General features: G+C 66.4%; 15 protein-coding genes. 12 read left to right on the forward strand and 3 right to left on the reverse strand.

Annotated features, from left to right (window positions below; translation table 11 throughout):
• Window positions 1-31: 31 nt before the first annotated feature.
• Complete coding sequence (locus ACTOWJ_RS11155; protein WP_441334677.1) at window positions 32-547, reverse strand: c-type cytochrome; 516 nt, start codon at window positions 545-547, stop codon at window positions 32-34.
• A gap of 468 nt (window positions 548-1,015) precedes the next feature.
• Here ACTOWJ_RS11155 and ACTOWJ_RS11160 point away from each other — a divergent pair, with 468 nt between their 5' ends.
• From ACTOWJ_RS11160 to ACTOWJ_RS11190, 7 genes are all read left to right on the forward strand, one after another.
• Window positions 1,016-1,432, forward strand: a complete 417-nt coding sequence (locus ACTOWJ_RS11160; protein WP_441334678.1) for a YjfI family protein — start codon at window positions 1,016-1,018, stop codon at window positions 1,430-1,432.
• Window positions 1,429-2,193 carry a PspA/IM30 family protein gene (locus ACTOWJ_RS11165; RefSeq protein ID WP_441334679.1) on the forward strand — a complete coding sequence of 255 codons (765 nt, stop codon included), beginning with the start codon at window positions 1,429-1,431 and terminating at the stop codon, window positions 2,191-2,193. The genes ACTOWJ_RS11160 and ACTOWJ_RS11165 overlap by 4 nt, the downstream gene beginning before the upstream one ends.
• 430 nt (window positions 2,194-2,623) lie before the next feature.
• The gene (locus ACTOWJ_RS11170; RefSeq protein WP_441334680.1) at window positions 2,624-3,673 is read left to right on the forward strand and encodes a potassium channel family protein; all 1,050 of its coding nucleotides are present in this window, start codon (window positions 2,624-2,626) and stop codon (window positions 3,671-3,673) included.
• A 44-nt stretch (window positions 3,674-3,717) separates the two neighbouring features.
• A complete protein-coding gene (locus ACTOWJ_RS11175; RefSeq protein WP_441334681.1) occupies window positions 3,718-4,386 on the forward strand; it encodes a DUF2491 family protein in 669 nt (222 codons plus the stop codon).
• 160 nt (window positions 4,387-4,546) lie between these two features.
• Window positions 4,547-4,954, forward strand: coding sequence for a DUF350 domain-containing protein (locus ACTOWJ_RS11180; RefSeq protein ID WP_441334682.1), 408 nt, complete (start codon window positions 4,547-4,549; stop codon window positions 4,952-4,954).
• 8 nt (window positions 4,955-4,962) lie between these two features.
• Window positions 4,963-5,589 (forward strand): DUF1190 domain-containing protein, encoded by a 627-nt coding sequence (locus tag ACTOWJ_RS11185; RefSeq protein WP_441334683.1) that lies wholly within the window; start codon window positions 4,963-4,965, stop codon window positions 5,587-5,589.
• Window positions 5,590-5,659: 70 nt separating this feature from the next.
• Complete coding sequence (locus ACTOWJ_RS11190; protein WP_441334684.1) at window positions 5,660-6,856, forward strand: glutathionylspermidine synthase family protein; 1,197 nt, start codon at window positions 5,660-5,662, stop codon at window positions 6,854-6,856.
• Window positions 6,857-7,031: 175 nt separating this feature from the next.
• Here the strand turns inward: ACTOWJ_RS11190 and ACTOWJ_RS11195 are convergent, their stop codons facing one another.
• Entirely contained in the window at window positions 7,032-8,300 is a 1,269-nt protein-coding gene (locus tag ACTOWJ_RS11195; protein ID WP_441334685.1) for a serine hydrolase domain-containing protein, read from the reverse strand.
• A gap of 337 nt (window positions 8,301-8,637) precedes the next feature.
• On the opposite strand from ACTOWJ_RS11195, the gene ACTOWJ_RS11200 reads away from it, so the two are divergent.
• The 4 genes from ACTOWJ_RS11200 (at window position 8,638) to pabB (ending at window position 14,725) form a co-directional block, all read left to right on the forward strand.
• Entirely contained in the window at window positions 8,638-10,281 is a 1,644-nt protein-coding gene (locus ACTOWJ_RS11200; protein ID WP_441334686.1) for a M4 family metallopeptidase, read from the forward strand.
• A gap of 413 nt (window positions 10,282-10,694) precedes the next feature.
• The gene (locus tag ACTOWJ_RS11205; protein WP_441334687.1) at window positions 10,695-11,684 is read left to right on the forward strand and encodes a tetratricopeptide repeat protein; all 990 of its coding nucleotides are present in this window, start codon (window positions 10,695-10,697) and stop codon (window positions 11,682-11,684) included.
• Between the two features lie 119 nt (window positions 11,685-11,803).
• Window positions 11,804-12,538 (forward strand): 4'-phosphopantetheinyl transferase family protein, encoded by a 735-nt coding sequence (locus ACTOWJ_RS11210; RefSeq protein WP_441334688.1) that lies wholly within the window; start codon window positions 11,804-11,806, stop codon window positions 12,536-12,538.
• A 36-nt stretch (window positions 12,539-12,574) separates the two neighbouring features.
• Window positions 12,575-14,725, forward strand: a complete 2,151-nt coding sequence (gene pabB / locus ACTOWJ_RS11215; RefSeq protein ID WP_441334689.1) for an aminodeoxychorismate synthase component I — start codon at window positions 12,575-12,577, stop codon at window positions 14,723-14,725.
• A 60-nt stretch (window positions 14,726-14,785) separates the two neighbouring features.
• On the opposite strand, the gene ACTOWJ_RS11220 is transcribed toward pabB, so the two are convergent.
• Window positions 14,786-16,084, reverse strand: a complete 1,299-nt coding sequence (locus tag ACTOWJ_RS11220) for an acyltransferase family protein (protein WP_441334690.1) — start codon at window positions 16,082-16,084, stop codon at window positions 14,786-14,788.
• Window positions 16,085-16,562: 478 nt separating this feature from the next.
• On the opposite strand from ACTOWJ_RS11220, the gene ACTOWJ_RS11225 reads away from it, so the two are divergent.
• Window positions 16,563-16,754: a hypothetical protein gene (locus tag ACTOWJ_RS11225; RefSeq protein ID WP_441334691.1), complete on the forward strand. Its 192-nt coding sequence runs from the start codon at window positions 16,563-16,565 to the stop codon at window positions 16,752-16,754.
• The last annotated feature ends 174 nt before the right edge of the window (window positions 16,755-16,928 follow it).

Below are 16,928 nucleotides of genomic sequence, written 5' to 3' on the forward strand. Positions count from 1 at the left end.
CGGCGTTCTGGCGAGCGCTTTGCGACAGCGCTTACTTGATGTTCTCGAGCATCCAGTCGACGGTCGCGGCGACCTGATCGTTGGTCAGCGCCGGGTTGCCGCCCTTGGGCGGCATGATGCCGGTGGTGCCGGTGAAGCCTTCCACGGCGTGCTTGTGCAGGGTGTCCTTGCCCTTGGGCAGGCGCGCGGACCAATGCGAGGCATCCAGGGTCGGCGCGCCGCCGGCACCGGACTTGTGGCAACCCGCACACAGGCTGTCGAAGATGACCTTGCCGTCCAGCGTGCCGCCGTAGGCGACCTGGGATGCGGCCTTGGCCGCCGCTGCGGCGACCGCGGCCTGCTGCGAGGCCGCGCCGGTGGCGCCGGCGTAGACCGCGCCGACCGGACCGATGCGGTTCTCGGTGCGTTGGGCCGCGCGCGGATCGATTTCCTGCGGCAACTGGTGGTGGACGAAGTAGGCCGCGATCATCAGGCCGAGGGTCACCAGCATCAGAAAGCCGATCACCATCGAGAATTTCTTCAGGAATTCGAGGTCGTAATTGCGCACGATCCACCTATTGCGTGCGTCCCGACCGGGACGCATAGAGCCATCGACGTGGCCGCCACCGGGGATCGGCGCGACCGCTGCACGGACCCGCCGAATAACGGACCCACGTCGGTCTGCGCCATGGCAGACGATGCGGGCCGGGAATGCCGGTCGGGTAGTTCCGCCAAACAGTTTAGCTCAAGCGCGCGCCGCGCGGGCTGGGCCGCGAACGGGGCGCCCGCGCGGCCGCGGCAGCCGCCGCGACGGCGAAAAAGCGTGTCAGGCTTGGCTTTGCGCCCGCTCGCCCACCCCTGACTTCCGACCTATGCGCCTTGCGCCGGTCACCGGGCGCCCCTATAAACGTTGCGTTCCATGAGCACGGTCACGGACGATGATCGCAGCGCCAAGGACGGGCCCGTGCCCGCGCCGAGCGCCTTTCGCGATCCTCGCGCCCCCGCGCCTGCCGCCTTCACCCTCAAGGACCGCCCTATGTCCCGCTGGACCACGCAAGAACTGCTGACCCGCCTCGCCGCCTCCTTCGGCGCCGACAACGTCGAAGAAGTGCCGACCGCCGACGGCGCGATCCAGGTGAGCCTGCCCGACAGCGGCGACCTGGGCATCACCATCGCCCTGACCGACCGCGAGATCTTCGTCTCCACTCCGCTGGTCGAGGCCGCCCAGGTCCGCGACGCGGCCGGCTTCAACGAAGCCTGCCTGCGCCTGAACCCGATCAACCCGCTGTCGAATCTGGGCCTGACCACCATCAACGAGCGCGATGTGTATATCGTCTTCGGCGAGATGGCGCCCGACTCCAGCGCCGAGCAGATCGAACTGGAAATCCGCACCCTGGCCGACAACGCGATCGATGCGGTGGAAGCCCTCAAGTCCTATCTGGTGAGCGCATGAGCATTCTGCAAAAGATCCTGACCCTGTTCCGCGGCACCGCCCACGAGGCCGGCCAGGCCGTCGTGGACGCCAACGCGCTGAAGATCCTCGACCAGGAAATCCGCGACGCCGGCACCGAGCTGGTGCGGTCGAAGGAAGAACTGACCAAGGTCATGGCCCAGCGTCAGCTGCAGGCCAACCGCAGCAAGGACCGCTTCGCCAAGAAGGCCGAGTACGAGACCTACATCGCCGGCGCGTTGCGCAAGGGCGACGAGGCCTTGGCGCGCGAAGTCGCCGAGCGCCTGGCCACGGTCGAGACCGATCTGAAGAACGACGAGCAGGCGATCAACAGCTACGACGCCAGCATCGTCCAGCTCAAGACCGCGATCACCGCCACCGAGCGCAAGCTGGCCCGGGTCAAGCAGCAGGTCGACACGGTCAAGGCCACCGAGGCGGTGCAGCGCGCCCAGACCGCGGTCGCCGCGCGTCATTCCGGCGCCACCGGCAAGGTCACCACTGCGCTGGATTCGCTCGAGCGCATCCAGCAGCGTCAGGCCGAGCGCGGCGCGCGCCTGCAGGCGGCGGCGCAGTTGGAATCGGAAACCGGCGACGGAGATCTCAACGCCAAGCTGGCCAATGCCGGCCTGCTGCCGGAATCGACCAGCGTGGACAACATCCTCGAGCGCTTCCGCGAGAAGCCGGTGCAGCAGCTCAGCCACGAGCCGCTGTCGCTGCCGGCGGTGGAAGTTAAGGAAACCGACAAGGTCGAGCGGAAGGAGTGAAGCGGAAGGATTGAGTCGTGATGAGCGGGCGATCGGCGTGAACGCTGATCGCCGTGCGTCGGCCGACTTTGTCGCGACTCGTCATTCCCGCGAACCCGGTGCCTTTGTCGCAACCTGTACCAAAGTCGCTGGATTCCCGCATTCGCGGGAATGACGGTCTTGAGAGATTGTTCAATGTCCGGGCATTCAAGCATCGAGTGGCCGAACATTCGCGGCGACTTCTTTGCTCGTCATCCCCGCGCAGGCGGGGATCCAGAGACTTCAGAGCCATGTCGCGATAAAGCCCTGACTGCCCGCTTCGCGGGGATGACGGCCGGAACGTTACGACGCATTCGAAAACCTGCAGCAAGTGCCCCGCAGCAGCAACAAACAGCACGGCGCAAAATCGCGCACACGGACGTAAACCCACCCGCCGACATGACCCTTTGACATGATCGTAATCGGCAAACTCTTCCGCACCCTGCGCGGGCACTTGCGCCGAGTCAGCTGGGGCGTGGTCGCCGCCGCGCTGGCGGTGCACATGGCCGGCACCTGGCTGTTGCTGGCCGCGGCCGGCGAACACAAGCTGCTGGGCTGGGATGGGTTCGTTTATTACTACGTCACTACCGCCAGCACGATCGGCTACGGCGATCTCTCGCCAGGCGGCGCCGCCGGGCGCTGGGTCGCGGCTTTGTTCGTCATGCCCGGCGCGATCGCGCTGTTCGCCTCGATCCTGGCCAAGACCAGCTCGGGCCTGCTCAATTTCTGGAGACGCCATCAGATGGGCAAGATGAGCTACGAAGACATGCACGGCCACACCGTGCTGATCGGCTGGCACGGTCGCGAATCGGAACGGCTGGTGCAGTTGCTGCTCGCCGACAGCCACACCGACGACGAGGGCATCGTGCTGGTCGCCGAAGGCGTGGCCGAGAATCCGCTGCCCGATCAGATCCGTTTCGTCGCCGCGACGTCCTATGCCGACTGCAACGAATACGAACGCGCCGGTCTCAAGCGCGCCGCCCGGGTCATCGTCCACACCGATCACGACGACCGCACCCTGGCGGCGGTGTTCGCGGTGATGGCGCATCAGCCCGAGGCGCACGTCGTGGCCCATTTCGAATCGGCCGCGGTCGCGCAACTGGTGCGCGGCCACTATCCGCATGTGGAATGCACGCGGCCGTTGCACGTGGACGTGATGGCGCGCGCCGCGCAGGACGCGGGCAGCTCGCTGGTGGCCGGCGAATGGCTCGGCGCGGGTGGGCCGACCCAGTTCAGCCTGCAGATTCCGGCCAACGCCGTGGCGGTGCAGGCCGGCAAGCTGGCCGGCGCATTCCGCGCGCAGCAGGCGCTGTGGATCGGCTACCGCGACGGACGCAGCGCCGCGCCGGTACTCAATCCGCCCGATCATGTCGAGATCGCGCCGGGCACGTTGTTGTATTACCTTGCCGACGCGCGCATCGACAGCGCGCGCGTGCCGTGGGCTTCGCTCGCGGCGCGGTGATCACGGCGACGACCGGGCCGCGCGCCCGCTTTGAGGCATGAGCGATGAGTTGGTTGAAGGGATTGTTAGGCGGCGGCGAGAAAAAACAGCCCGAGAAACCGGCGCTGCCGTTCGCCCACGAGCTGCCGCTGGGTTTGCGCATCCAAGGCCGCGTCGCCTTCGACACGATGGTGTTCCGCGCCCATCCGCAGGCCTGGACCGTGCAGCTGCCCGAAGGCCACCAGGGCATTCCCTGCTACGGTTACATCGATCTGCGCGGCGGCCACGCGCTGCACCGTTTCTATCTGGACGATGACGCCTACCTGCAGATCAGCACCGCCAGCGGCCAGGTCGAGGGCATCAAGGCCTTCGTGTTCCACGAAACCGTCAACCCGGCCAATCAGGCCGAGTTCAAGCGCTTCATCCAGGAACACCCGCATCTGGGCGCCGACAGCATCCAATACGCCGGACGCACCTGGCACCGCGAGTTCGGCGACCAGAGCGCGTCGGCCAAGGTGCCGCCGGTGATCTACGACGAGGTGCTGTACCGCCACGACCCGCCGCGCCGCGACGACGATCTGACCCATTACGCCATGCTGTACCGGCGCGAAGTGCCCGAGCTGGATCGCGAGGAGTTCCTGCTGGTCACCGCGGAGGATTACGGCCCCAGCGAGTTCGCGGTCACCTATGCGATCGGCCTGGACCTCAACACCGCCGATCTCGACATTACCTAGGTGAGAATTCGCAGCTATTCACGACCCCGGCTTGCGCTGCATTCGCTCATCCTCCACAACGCCATCGAACCCTTAATTTAAGGGGCCGAAGACGCCGAACTTTCGACTTTTCGGCGCAATCTTCAAGCCCCGTCACCGCATCACCACGCAAGGATCTTCCATGGACGCCCCGATCACCGCCCACAGCTTCCTCAACTTCCTCGCCTACGCCGGTACCGGCATCGGCGTGCTGATCCTGGCCGCGCTGGCGGTGCTGATGATCACTCCGCATCGCGAGCTGAGCCTGATCCGCGAAGGCAACAGCGCCGCGGCGACCGCGTTCGCCGGCACCCTGATCGGTCTGGCCCTGCCGCTGCATTCGGCGATCTCCAACTCGGTCAGCCTGGTCGACGCGGCGATCTGGGGCGCGGTGTCGGTGGTGGTGCAGTTGTTCGCGTTCCTGATCGCGCGCCTGGGCGCGCCCAAGCTGTCGCAGCAGATCACCAACAACCAAGTGGCCGCCGGCATCTTCTACGCCGGCGTGTCGATCAGCGTCGGCCTGATCAACGCCGCCGCGATGACGCCGTGAGCGATGCCATGACCACGACCTCCCTTTCCAAGAACGGCGCGCGCGGCAAGCGCTCGCGCAACCTCAAACTGGTGCTGATGGCGGTCGCCGTGCCGGCCGCGCTGGTCGGCTGCGACGACGATCCCAGCGGCAAGATCCTGACCTCGCGCGAAGAATGCGCGGTGCAGACCGAGATCTCGCGCGAAGAGTGCGAGAAGGCGTATTCCCAGGCGCTGGTCGATCACGAGAAGATCGCCCCGCGTTTCGAGAGCGAACAGCAGTGCAACGAGCAGTTCGGCGCCTGCCAGCCGGTACCGGCGCAGCACGCCAACGGCAACCAGAGCACGTTCATGCCGCCGATGACCGGCTTCCTGGTCGGCTACGCGCTGTCGCAGGCGATGAGCGGCGGCCGCAACTACTACCACGTCGGCGGCGTGTCGCCGCTCTACCGCGATTACCGCAGCGGCGGTTACCTGCGCCCGAACGGCGATCAGGTCAGCAAATCCAGCGGCACTGTGTACGGCCGTTCGGCCGCCAACACCGCACTGCCGGCGCGGGCGATGACCGTCTCGCGTTCGGGCTTCGGTTCCAGCGCCGCGGCGCGCGGCGGCTTCGGCGGCAAGAGCAGTTCCGGCGGCGGCGGCTGGGGCGGTTGATCGCCCGCGCATCGCCTACGCCCGTTCCCTCCACGGCCGCGCCCGGCGCGGCCGACTTCATCGGAATCGCATGAAACGCATCGTCGCGAACGAACGCCCCGACTGGCGCGAACAGGCCCAGTCGCTGGGCTTCCATTTCCACACCATCGACGGCGCGCCGTATTGGGACGAACGCGCCTACTACGCCTTCAGCCTGCGCCAGATCGAGGACGACATCGAGCAGCCCACCCAGGAGCTGCACGACATGTCGATGGCCCTGGTCGATGAAGTCGTCGGCTCGGAAGAACTGATGACCCGGCTGGCGATTCCGAACACCCACTGGGACTGGATCGCCGATTCCTGGCACCGCGGCGAGCCGCATCTGTACGGGCGCATGGACCTGGCCTACGACGGCAACGGTCCGGCCAAGCTGTACGAGCTCAACTACGACACGCCGACCTCGTTGTACGAAGCGGCGTATTTCCAGTGGCTGTGGCTGGAGCAGAACATCCAGCGCGGCGCGATCGGCGCGATCGGCGAGGGCGGCGATCAGTACAACCGTATCCAGGAACTGCTGATCGAAACCTTCGGCACGCTGGCCCGCGACAAGCGCATCGCCACGCCGGTGCATTTCGCCGCGGTCGAGGATTCCGTCGAAGACCAGGGCACGGTGCGCTATCTGCGCGACTGCGCCGAGCAGGCCGGCGTGGACACGCTGGAGCTGAGCATCGAAGGCATCGGCCTGAGCGCGGAAGGCTGGTTCACCGACGGCGATGACCGGGTGATCCGCACCTTGTTCAAGTTGTATCCGCTGGAATGGATGTTCGTGGAGGAGTACGGCGCCAAGCTCGCGGCCTCGCAAGTGCAGCTGATCGAGCCGGCGTGGAAGGCGATCCTCAGCAACAAGGGCGTACTGCCGTTGTTATGGGAACGCCATCGCGGCCACCCCAATTTGCTCGAAGCGTATTTCGACGAGGCCGTGCCGGCCGAACTCGGCGCGGGTTGGGTGCGCAAGCCGCTGTTCTCGCGCGAGGGCGCCAACATCGAGCTGGTCGACGCGAACGGACAACGCCTGAGCAGCGACGGCCCCTACGCGGGCGGCCCGACCATCCGCCAGGCGCTGCACCCGTTGCCGCGTTTCGACGGCGCCGACGGCGCGCCCAACTATCCGCTGATCGGCAGTTGGGTGGTGGCCGATCAGGCGGCGGGGATGGGGATTCGCGAGGATGCGGGGATCATCACCCAGGACACCTCGCGATTCGTGCCGCACGCGATCGTTGCGGACTGATCGCTAAGAGCAAATCCCCCGCGCCGATGCGACGCGGGTTCACGGTCGACGCAAGGCGCGTGCCCCCTTTGTCAAAGGGGGCAATCGTTCGCCTGCGTTCCCACCAGCTCCAGCAGAACAGTTCCCCCCTTTGAAAAAGGGGGGCTAGGGGGGATTTGCTTTTGCTGTCAGCCCGTCAATCAAGCGCCTGATACGTAACCGTAGAAAACACCGAATGGATATCGGTGCGGTTCGGCAACAGCTGCAGCATCAACACCAGCACCAGGCCTGACTCCGGATCCACGCGGTACATCGTGCCGTAGGCGCCGCCCCAGCCGAACGCGCCTTCGCCGTCGAGGCCGTTGGCGCCGAAACGCTCGGTGACCTCGAAGCCGTAACCGAAGCCCAGGCCGGCGCCTTCGCGATACAGCGCACCGGACTGGTTGGTGCGCATCAGCCGCACGCTGCGCGGCGAAAGGATGCGCACGCCGTCGAGGGCGCCGCCGCGACGGATCATTTCCAGAAACCGCGCGTAATCGCGCGCGGTCGACAGCAGACCGGCGCCGCCGGCGAAATTGCGCCGCGGGCCTTCGATGTAATGGCCTTGTCCGCGGCTGCCCTCGGGCGCGCGTTCGATCCGACCGTCCTTGCCGCTGCCGTACACCGCCGCCAGCCGCTCGCGCTGCGCCGGCGGCAGGAAGAACACCGTGTCCTTCATCCCCAGCGGGCCGGTGATGCGGCTGCGGATGAACGCATCCAGCGGCATCCCGGCGGCGCGTTCGACCACGCAGCCGAGAATGTCGGTGTTGTAGCCGTAGACGTAGCGTTCGCCCGGTTGCGCCACTAACGGCAGCGAGGCCAGCCGTTCCATCGTCGTGCAGACCGGCTCGTCCTTGTCGGCGGTGTACCAGCCGAAACCGGCGGCCGGCCCCAGGCCCTGTTCGCGGTAGGCGGCCTTGACCGCGTCATCGGTGCCGTAGGAAATGCCGGCGGTGTGGGTCAGCAGATCGTGCACGGTGATCGGGCGCTTGGCCGCGACCGCGGCGCCGTCGGTCGATGCGACCGTGGTCTTGGCGAACGCGGGAATCGTGCGGCTCACCGGCTCGGTCAAGGTCAGCTTGCCTTCCTCGGCGAGGATCAGGATCGCCGCGCTGGTGATCGCCTTGGTCTGCGAGGCGATCCGGAACACGGTGTCGGCGCTCATGCGCCGGCCGGCTTCCTTGTCGCTCCAACCCAGCGCTCGCTCGTAGACCGGCTGGCCGTCCTTGAGCACCAGCGCGACCGCGCCGGCGATGCGGCCGTCGTCGACATAACGTTGCAGCGCCGTGTCCAGCCGCGCCAGACGTTCCGGCGCGAGCGTCGGCGTCGCGGTGACGTATGCCGGGTGCGGCGAGGTTTCGCGCGTGATCGACGCGGGTGCGGCCAGGACGGTGGACAACGCGAGAACGGCGGACAGTATTTTCATGCGTGTAGGCACCAGGGATGCGGATAGTTCGCAGAGTACGGGGCGAGGGAGCTGCCGCGCGCGGGGACCGATCGCGATATCGCAGCACGCACGGTAAGTCTATAAAACCTATAGGAAAAGCGACTGCCCACACTATGCGCAATAGCTGCGCATCGCGTACGCAAAGTTCTTTTGGCTTCCTCGAACTCTGAAGTTCAGCACATTTTTCCGGGTGTTTGTGCGGGCGACAGAGGATTTACCGCACGCATCCATCGCGAGTATGCAATGGCCAGCGGCACCCGCCGCCGGACATTTGCCCGTACCTACGGTGCTTGTACACACAAGGGGAACCACACTCATGAAGACGCATTTTAAGTTCGAACTGTCGTGCCTGGCCGCGGCGGTGACGTTGCTGTTGGCGCCGACGGCCATGGCGGGACAAGTGCAAGGCAAGGCCGCGCTGGCGGTCACTCAGGCTCAGGGATTGATCGGCAACCATCTGAGCGCGCTCAAGGCCGACGGCGACGACAACTTCGAAGCGCGCGACGCCATCGTCGACGCCGACGGCACCGAGCACGTCCGTTTCGATCGCCGCTGGCGCGGCCTGCGCGTGATCGGCGGCGACGTGGTGACGCGCAGCCAGCGCGGCGCGTTGCGTTCGGCTTCGCTGACCCTGCGCAGCGCGCTGCGTCCGAAAGGCAAGGCTCGATTGAGCGCGCAGGACGCCGCGGTCGAAGCCGGCGCGCGCTTCGGCGGCCGGGTCGACAAGGTGTACTCGAACGAGCAGGTCGTCTACGCCCGCGGCACCCAGCCGGTATTGGCCCATGAGGTGATCCTGCAGGGCGCCGAAACCGGCCGCCATTCGGGCCTGGTCAAGTACTACGTCGATGCCGCCAGCGGCAAGGTGCTCGACGTGCAGGACCTGGTCCAGACCGCCGCCGCGGTCGGCACCGGCAAGTCGCTGTATTACGGCGATCTGAGCATCGCCACCGATCGCAAGAGCGCGACCAAGTTCGACCTGATCGACACCACGCGCGGCAACGGCGCGGTCCACGACGCGCAGGACAAGACCGTCTCGGATCTGTTCAGCATCCTGTTTCTCAACGGGCCGGTGCTCACCGACACCGACAACGCCTGGGGCAACAACAGCACCAGCGACCGCAACACGGTCGGCGTCGATATCCACTACGGCGTCGGCGTGACCTGGGACTACTACAAGAACGTGCACGGCCGCAGCGGCCTGGCCGGCGATGGCAAGGGCATCAAGAGCTACGCCCACACCACCTTCAAGACCCAGAGCGGTGCCATCACCGGCGCCAACGCCGCCTACGTCGCGCTGACCAATACCATGTTCTATGGCGACGGCGACGCGACGCGCGGCTTCAAGCCGGTGGTGGGCGTCGACGTGGCCGGTCACGAGATGACCCACGGCGTGACCGCCAAGACCGCGGCGTTGGCGTATTCGGGCGATGCGGGCGGGCTCAACGAATCGGTCTCGGACATCTTCGGCGCTCTGGTCGAGTTCCATGCCAACAACGCCAACGATCCGGGCGATTACCGCATCGGCGAGATGGTGCGCACCGAGGCGGGCAAGGCCTTGCGCGACATGTACAACCAGGCCGCCGACGGCAAGTCGTTCAACTGTTATCCGGCCGGCGGCTTCGATCCGGCCCTGGCCAGCGGCGGCATCCACGATCCGCACTACACCTCCGGCGTGGGCAACCGCGCGTTCTACCTGCTGGCCGAAGGCGCCGCGGTGCCGGCCGGATCGGGCCTGACGCAGGCCCAGTTGGTCTGCAACGGCGACACCGCCATCGCCGGCATCGGTCGCGACAAGGCCGGCAAGATCTTCTATCGCGCGCTGACCACCAAGTTCACCAGCAACACCACCTACCCGCAGGCGCGCACCCTGACCTTACAAGCGGCCGCGGAGCTGTACGGCGCCGGCTCGGCCGAACACGCGGCAGTGGCGCGGGCCTGGAGCGCGGCCAGCGTCAACTGATCCGACACCTGCCATAGCTACGAAGCGAACGGTCCGCCTGGCGGGCCGTTCGCATTTGTGGCCTGTCGGCACAGCCCGTCGTCTCAAGAATCCGCCTGCCGCGCGATCGTGCTCTGAGGTTGCTCTCACGGACGTCTGCGCGGCGATACCGACGACGGCATTCTTTGGGCAGCGCAGCGTCTTATACCCACTACCCACTCCGTTAATCGGTCATCTCATCCCGTAAACTATGGATGGATGCTTATAGACGACGATTTTTATCGTTGGCTCGACCGACGTGGAGACACGCAGCGCTAGGACAGGTGGGGAACTGATATGGGGCTATCGGTTCCTAAGGTCATCTGGGAAGGGCGACGACACTTGTAGAAGCTACATACCTGTAGAACGGTACGGGACGCACGGAGATGGAGTTCATGCCCAGGCAACAAGCCCCGACGAAGAACGATGGAGCCGACTCGGACAAGGATGCATTGTTGGCTGCGCGGCTGGGCTGGACTACGCTGAGGCTTATCGCGCTTTTATTTGCTCTGACTGGCATCGCTTCGCTTATCGGCTGTGACGCACAAGCGCAGCGAGACACCACTAACCCGGCGACCATCGACTGGCAATCGCTCGAATTCAAATGCTCGCATCAGGCCGAGTTGCTGCCCAAGCCCGACGCACAGGCCGAAGAGTGGTATCGGCAGGCCAACGACCTGCGGCAGGCCGGCCACAAAAGCGGCAACCAAGATTACAGCGAGCAGTCGTTCGCGCTGACCCTCAAGGCCGCCGAGCGCGGCCATGTCAAAGCGATGAACAACCTCGTGCGGGCCTACATCGATGGCGACGGCGTCGAGATCGATGAGGCCAAGGGTGTCGAGTGGGCGGAAAAGCTCATCAAGCGGAATGTCGGCCTGGGTTACTACCACATGGGAACCTTCCTGCAGCGCGGCATCGGAGTGCAGGAAGATCGCAACATGGCGCTGACATACTTCAGAAAAGGCGCCGATCTCGGCAATGCACAATCGCAGCTTGTGACAGGAGATAACCTGCGTAAGGCCGTCGCTCAGTCCGCGCCCGGCGAGAGGGACCGCGGTTTCTCCATTGCACGGGCAATGTTTGAGTGCGCTCTCGAACAAGGATCGGCGGACGCCGGCTATGCTCTGGCAAGACAGTACATAGGCTATGAGAAAAAACCGCGTGAAGCGCTGATGCCCTATCAGGCCGCTGCTCGGCTTGGGCACGATCAAAGTCTTTTCGATCTGTGGACAGCCTTCAAAGAGGGAGATGGCGTGGACAAAGACAAGTTCCGCGCTGCCTGCTATGAACGCCTGTGGCGAGATCGCAGCGAAGGCAAGGCTGAGAAACTCCTCGACATCGATCGGGTCTGCCCGCTGCCGCCCGGGCAGGTTCGGGGCGACTGAGAGCGTGGCTGTCTGCACCACCCAGCGCCTGGATCTGGCCCGGACGCAGCTTGTAGAACCGGTCCCTTCACTTCGGGCACCGCAACATGCCGCTCTCCAGCGTGCACCAGGAATCGACCATGGCCGACCTTGATCCTCTGTGCACCGACAGCTTTCTGAACTCCGCTGGCGACTTCGACGTTCAAGTACAGGGCAAATCGCTGGTCGGTTACCGTTGCCGCTTCGATTTGGGCCTCTACCGCGACGAGCTCTACCCGCTGCACGGCCTGGACTTCCCGCCTCAGTTCGCCCGCGCCGTCGCCAAGCGTCGCGGCGAATACCTCGCCGGGCGGATCTGCGCGCAGCGTGCCTTGCGCCGGCTGGGCGTACCGGCCGGGCAGATCGGGATCGGTCCGGATCGCGAACCGCTGTGGCCGGCCGGGGCGATCGCTTCGATCTCCCACGCCGGCGACCGCGCGGTGTGCATCGCCAGCGACGACCCGCGGGTGATCGGCCTGGGCATCGACATCGAACGCGGGATCGGCGCCGAGCTGGCCGAGCAGATCCGCGGCGTGGTCGTCGACGCCGCCGAGGAAACCCTGATACGCGCGGGTTTCGACGATTTCCCGTTCGGCCTGGCGGCGGCGTTCTCGGCCAAGGAAAGCCTGTACAAAGCACTGTTCCCGCAAGTACGGCGCTTCTTCGGCTTCGAGGCCATGCGCCTGGCCCAGGTCGAACCGCAGCGGCTGGTGTTCGCCGCCGCGCAGACCCTGGCGCCCGGCGTGCGCGCCGGCCAGCGTTTCGCGGTCGACTGCCACGGCGAGGACGGCGGGGTGCGCAGCATCGCTTGTGTACTGCGCCCAGCCATCGAGTGATTCCAGGGCGCGGGTTTGTACGACAATAGGCGGATCATGCGTTGCCTGTTGATCGACAACTACGACTCCTTCACCTGGAACCTCGCCGACCAGATCGGCCGGGCGTTCGGCGATGCGCCGCGGGTCGTGCACAACGACGACTACGGTTGGGACGAGTTGCAGGCCGACGATCGCTACGACTGCATCGTGATCTCGCCCGGTCCGGGCAGCGTGACCCGCGAGGCCGATTTCCACGTGTCGCGCCAGGCGATCGAACGCTCGGCCTTGCCGCTGCTGGGCGTGTGCCTGGGATTCCAGGGCATCGCCCATGCCTACGGCGGCCGCATCGTGCACGCGCCCGAACCGGTGCACGGCCGCATCGCCGAGGTCTCGCACGACGGCAGCGACTTGTTCGCCGGCGTGCCGGCGCCGCTGCAGGTGGTGCGCTATCACTCGCTGATCGCCGCCGCGCCGCTGCCGGCGGCGCTGCAGGCCACCGCGCACAGCCAGGACGGGCTGATCATGGCCCTGCGTCATCGGCAGCGGCCGCAATGGGGCGTGCAGTTCCATCCCGAGTCGATCCTGACCGAACACGGCATCGACCTGATCGCCAACTTCCGCGACCTGGCCCGTCGCCATCGCGGGCGCGCGTTCGTCAGCGTGAGCGCGCCTGTCGCTCACGCACCCGTCCGCGCGCCGCGCGTCGTGCGCCTGCGCGCGCTGCAGCGGCCGCTGCAGGCCGCGGGTGCAGGCCCGGTCGACGCGGAAACCGTATTCGCCGCGGTCTATGCATCGCAGGCCCACAGCTTCTGGCTCGACAGCCAGATCGCCGAAGACGCTGCGGCGTGTTCGTTCATGGGCGCAGTCGAGGACGCGGATCTGCGCGGTTACCGCATCGCCGACGACGATGCCGCGCTGTCGGCGGGTCAGGCGCTGTTGGCCGAACTGGAAGCCGAACTGGAAGGCTGCGAGGTAGAGGCCGCGGACGGGTTGCCGTTCGACTTCCGCGGCGGCTACGTGGGCTATCTGGGCTACGAGATGAAGGCGGTGTTCGACGGCGAGCGCGGCGCCGGCACGACCCTGCCCGATGCGCTGTGGATGCGGGTACGCCGGTTCCTGGCCTTCGATCACGCCAGCGGGCGCGGCTGGGCGATCGCGATCGCCCGGGCCGACGGCGACGGCGCCGCCGATGAAATCGCCGCGGCGCAGCGCTGGATCGATGCGAGCTGCGAACAGGTGGCGCAGCTGAGCGGGCAAGCCGCGCAGGCGCATGCGCCTGCGTTGCAGTCCCTCGAGGTGGAGATGGACCTGGGGCGCCAGGATTATCTGGCCGCGATCGGCGCGTGCCGTCGTGCCATCGTCGATGGCGAGTCGTATCAGGTCTGCCTGACCAATCATTTCCGTTTCCGCGCCCAGCTCGACGCGCTGGCGCTGTACCGGCAGATGCGGCGCGGCAACGCGGCTCCGTTCGGCGCCTACCTGCGCAGCGGCCGCTGCCATGTGCTGAGCACCTCGCCCGAGCGCTTTTTGCGTGTGAACCGCGACGGCCGCATCCAGACCAAGCCGATCAAGGGCACGATCCGCCGCTCGCGCGATCCGCAGCGCGACGCCCAGTACGCGCAACGCCTGGCCGTTTCGGACAAGGACCGCGCCGAGAACCTGATGATCGTCGATCTGATGCGCAACGACCTCAATCGGGTCGCCGTGCGCGGTTCGGTCGAGGTGCCCAAGCTGCGCGAGATCGAAAGCTATCGCACCGTGCACCAACTGGTCAGCACCGTGGAAGCGCAGCTGCGGCCCGACCGCAGCCTGATCGATCTGTTGCGCGCGACCTTCCCCGGCGGATCGATCAGCGGCGCGCCCAAGCAGCGCACCATGCAGATCATCGATCGCCTGGAGCGCAGCGCGCGCGGGGTTTACTGCGGCTCGATCGGCTACCTGGGCTACAACCGCGTGGCCGATCTCAACATCGGCATCCGCACCTTGTCCTACGACGGCGACAGCGTCGCCTTCGGCGCCGGCGGCGCGATCACCTGGCTGTCGGAAGCCGACGCCGAATTCGAGGAAGTGCTGCTCAAGGCCGAAGCGGTGTTGCGGCCGTTGTGGCGCCATCTGGGCGCGGGCGCGCCGTTCGCGTATCGCGTGCACGGCGATCGCTTGCGGGTGCAGGCTCAGGCCGGCGCGGCTGAGCCAGCGGCGCCGCCGTAAGGGTTTGCTGTTGTCGGCGGGGCTTGCGCCCCGACGCTCTATCCGATCGAGCGCGCTTCACTACGTCGGCGAGGCCACCGGATCCAGCGCGGCCGGCGCGGTTTCGCGCCGCCGCGACAGGCGCTGGCCCATGCGGATGCCGGGTTCCTCGACCCAACGGTAGGTCACGAACGAACTGACGATCAGCAACAGCGCACAGGCGATGTTGACGATCCAGAACGGCAGCGTGCCGCTGAGCGCATAGGCCTTGACGCCCGGGATCGCGAACACCGCGACCATCGCCAACCCCTGCGACAGATAGATGCTGTAACTCATGCTGCTCAACCGCCGCGAGGCCGGCAGCGCGAGCAGGCCGAACAGGCGATTGCCCGAGCACAGGATGAAGAAGAACACGCCGGTCAGCGGACACAGCGCCAGCAGCTGCAGCATGCCGATGTTGCGCGTACTCAGCATCGCGGCGAACACCAGCAGCAGCGCCAGCAGCGCCAGCGCCGCCCACAGCGGCCGTTCGAGCTTGAGCTTGGCGCCCACGCCGGCATGGATCAGCGAGGCGACGAACATGCCCGAGAACAGCATCAGGATCAGTTCGGCCAGCACCGCCAGCAGCAACACCGGTCGCGGCTTGACCCCGGGTTGGAAGCCGCCGTTCCAGGTCGCGGCGACTATCGTCAGCAGGCACAGCGCCACCACCGCGCCGGTGAAGGCCAGATGCTTGCGCCGCCGTACGAACACCGCCAACAGCGGCAGCGAGAAATAGAACAGCCATTCGAAGAACAAGGTCCAGGTCACCCCGGCCAGGATCGTGCCGGTGTCGGTGTAACCGTTGATGGTCGGCGGCGGCGGCACGATGCCCAGCGCCAGCCAGGCCAGCGCCGAGGCGATCGCCTGCGCCGGCGGCACCCGCCATTGGAATCCGGTGCGATAGGCGACGATGCAGATCATCGCCAGCACCGCGACCACATACATCGGTCCCAGACGGAACACCCGACCGATATACAACGCCTTCCAGCCCGGCCGGCCGTCGGCCTTGAGCAGTTTGTTCCAGAACAAAAAGCCGGTGAGCATGAAGAACAGGCAGACCGACACCACGCCGGCGACGTTGTAGAACTGCGCCGTCGACGGTTTCCACACGCCGGTCAGCAAGTAGTCGTAATGCACGATGGCATGGACGGCGAACACGCTGAGCGCCAGAAAGCCGCGCAGGCCGTCGAGCGTGTCGGTGCGCTTGCCCGCTTGCGGGCCGCTGAGATCGGCGCTGCGGAACCACGGCAGCGAGGCGAACGCGAACGCCAGCAGCATCATGACGGCGTACGGCCATACCTGGTGGATATCGACCATGCCGTATTCCCACGAACGCATTGGAGGTCCGGCGAGACTAACGATGTCGGTCGCGGGCTTCTGATGTCTGAATCACGCTTCCCCGAGGCTGCACGGTTGCGGTGCGCGGGGCGGGCGTGCTCGCCGACGCGCGTCGATACGGAAATGTGAACGGGTCGATGTTGCGCGCGCGACGCAGTACGGAGGCGTTCGCGCACGCGCCGACGCGTATTCACGCGCCGCGCCGCGCGGGCCGATGCGCGCGGACGCTGAATCGGCGCCATGCGCGTTCGCGCCGCGACCGATCGTCCCGATGCGATTGTCATATGCACGAAACGAATAATTATTTTCTACGCGATCACGTAAGCGGAATCAGGCGCTGGACATTCGATGCGAAACGATTCTTGACGTGAGCCTCGGAACTTCCCGATGCGCCGTGGTAACAAGTGCAACGTCGAAAGTCAGGGGGGCATCGACCCACGCAGCGCATCGGCTCGTGGTCAAAACTGAGGACTTCCCCATGTTGCAGCAACACGATCTTGTCAAAGATCCCAGCGCCAGCGCAGTTCCCTTCGCCGAGGAACTCTCGGACGAAAACCTCGAAGCCTTGTTCGGCGGCAAACCGGTAGTGTGCGGTTGCGGTTGGCTTTGTTCCTTCACCGGCGAGTGCGGCTGTTCCAACGGCCACTCGGTCTGCGTGGGCCACTGCTGATCCCAATCGGAGCCGCCCGGTCCTGATCGGGCGGCTCTTCCACGACGCGGCCCTGCGCCCATCGCCATCGCGACGCTGTCTGCATCGCGCCTAAGACCGTGCGCGCCCGATCGGGCGCGAGCGCGGGTCTGGGCGCCGGCGTCGCTGGCCGATCGCGGCTGAGCCGAGTCGGCG

Origin of the sequence: Lysobacter sp. CA199, assembly GCF_052078715.1 — a bacterium.
Classification (GTDB): Bacteria; Pseudomonadota; Gammaproteobacteria; order Xanthomonadales; family Xanthomonadaceae; genus Lysobacter.

Excerpts from the sequence above, each read along its gene's own strand:
- ACTOWJ_RS11205 (WP_441334687.1), top strand. The coding sequence starts at position 10,695 with ATGCCCAGGCAACAAGCCCCGACGAAGAACGATGGAGCCGACTCGGAC.
- ACTOWJ_RS11165 (WP_441334679.1), top strand. The coding sequence starts at position 1,429 with ATGAGCATTCTGCAAAAGATCCTGACCCTGTTCCGCGGCACCGCCCAC.
- ACTOWJ_RS11170 (WP_441334680.1), top strand. The coding sequence starts at position 2,624 with ATGATCGTAATCGGCAAACTCTTCCGCACCCTGCGCGGGCACTTGCGC.
- ACTOWJ_RS11175 (WP_441334681.1), top strand. The coding sequence starts at position 3,718 with ATGAGTTGGTTGAAGGGATTGTTAGGCGGCGGCGAGAAAAAACAGCCC.
- ACTOWJ_RS11160 (WP_441334678.1), top strand. The coding sequence starts at position 1,016 with ATGTCCCGCTGGACCACGCAAGAACTGCTGACCCGCCTCGCCGCCTCC.
- ACTOWJ_RS11200 (WP_441334686.1), top strand. The coding sequence starts at position 8,638 with ATGAAGACGCATTTTAAGTTCGAACTGTCGTGCCTGGCCGCGGCGGTG.
- ACTOWJ_RS11195 (WP_441334685.1), bottom strand. The coding sequence starts at position 8,300 with ATGAAAATACTGTCCGCCGTTCTCGCGTTGTCCACCGTCCTGGCCGCA.
- ACTOWJ_RS11180 (WP_441334682.1), top strand. The coding sequence starts at position 4,547 with ATGGACGCCCCGATCACCGCCCACAGCTTCCTCAACTTCCTCGCCTAC.
- ACTOWJ_RS11185 (WP_441334683.1), top strand. The coding sequence starts at position 4,963 with ATGACCACGACCTCCCTTTCCAAGAACGGCGCGCGCGGCAAGCGCTCG.
- ACTOWJ_RS11225 (WP_441334691.1), top strand. The coding sequence starts at position 16,563 with ATGTTGCAGCAACACGATCTTGTCAAAGATCCCAGCGCCAGCGCAGTT.
- ACTOWJ_RS11220 (WP_441334690.1), bottom strand. The coding sequence starts at position 16,084 with ATGCGTTCGTGGGAATACGGCATGGTCGATATCCACCAGGTATGGCCG.
- pabB (WP_441334689.1), top strand. The coding sequence starts at position 12,575 with ATGCGTTGCCTGTTGATCGACAACTACGACTCCTTCACCTGGAACCTC.
- ACTOWJ_RS11210 (WP_441334688.1), top strand. The coding sequence starts at position 11,804 with ATGGCCGACCTTGATCCTCTGTGCACCGACAGCTTTCTGAACTCCGCT.
- ACTOWJ_RS11190 (WP_441334684.1), top strand. The coding sequence starts at position 5,660 with ATGAAACGCATCGTCGCGAACGAACGCCCCGACTGGCGCGAACAGGCC.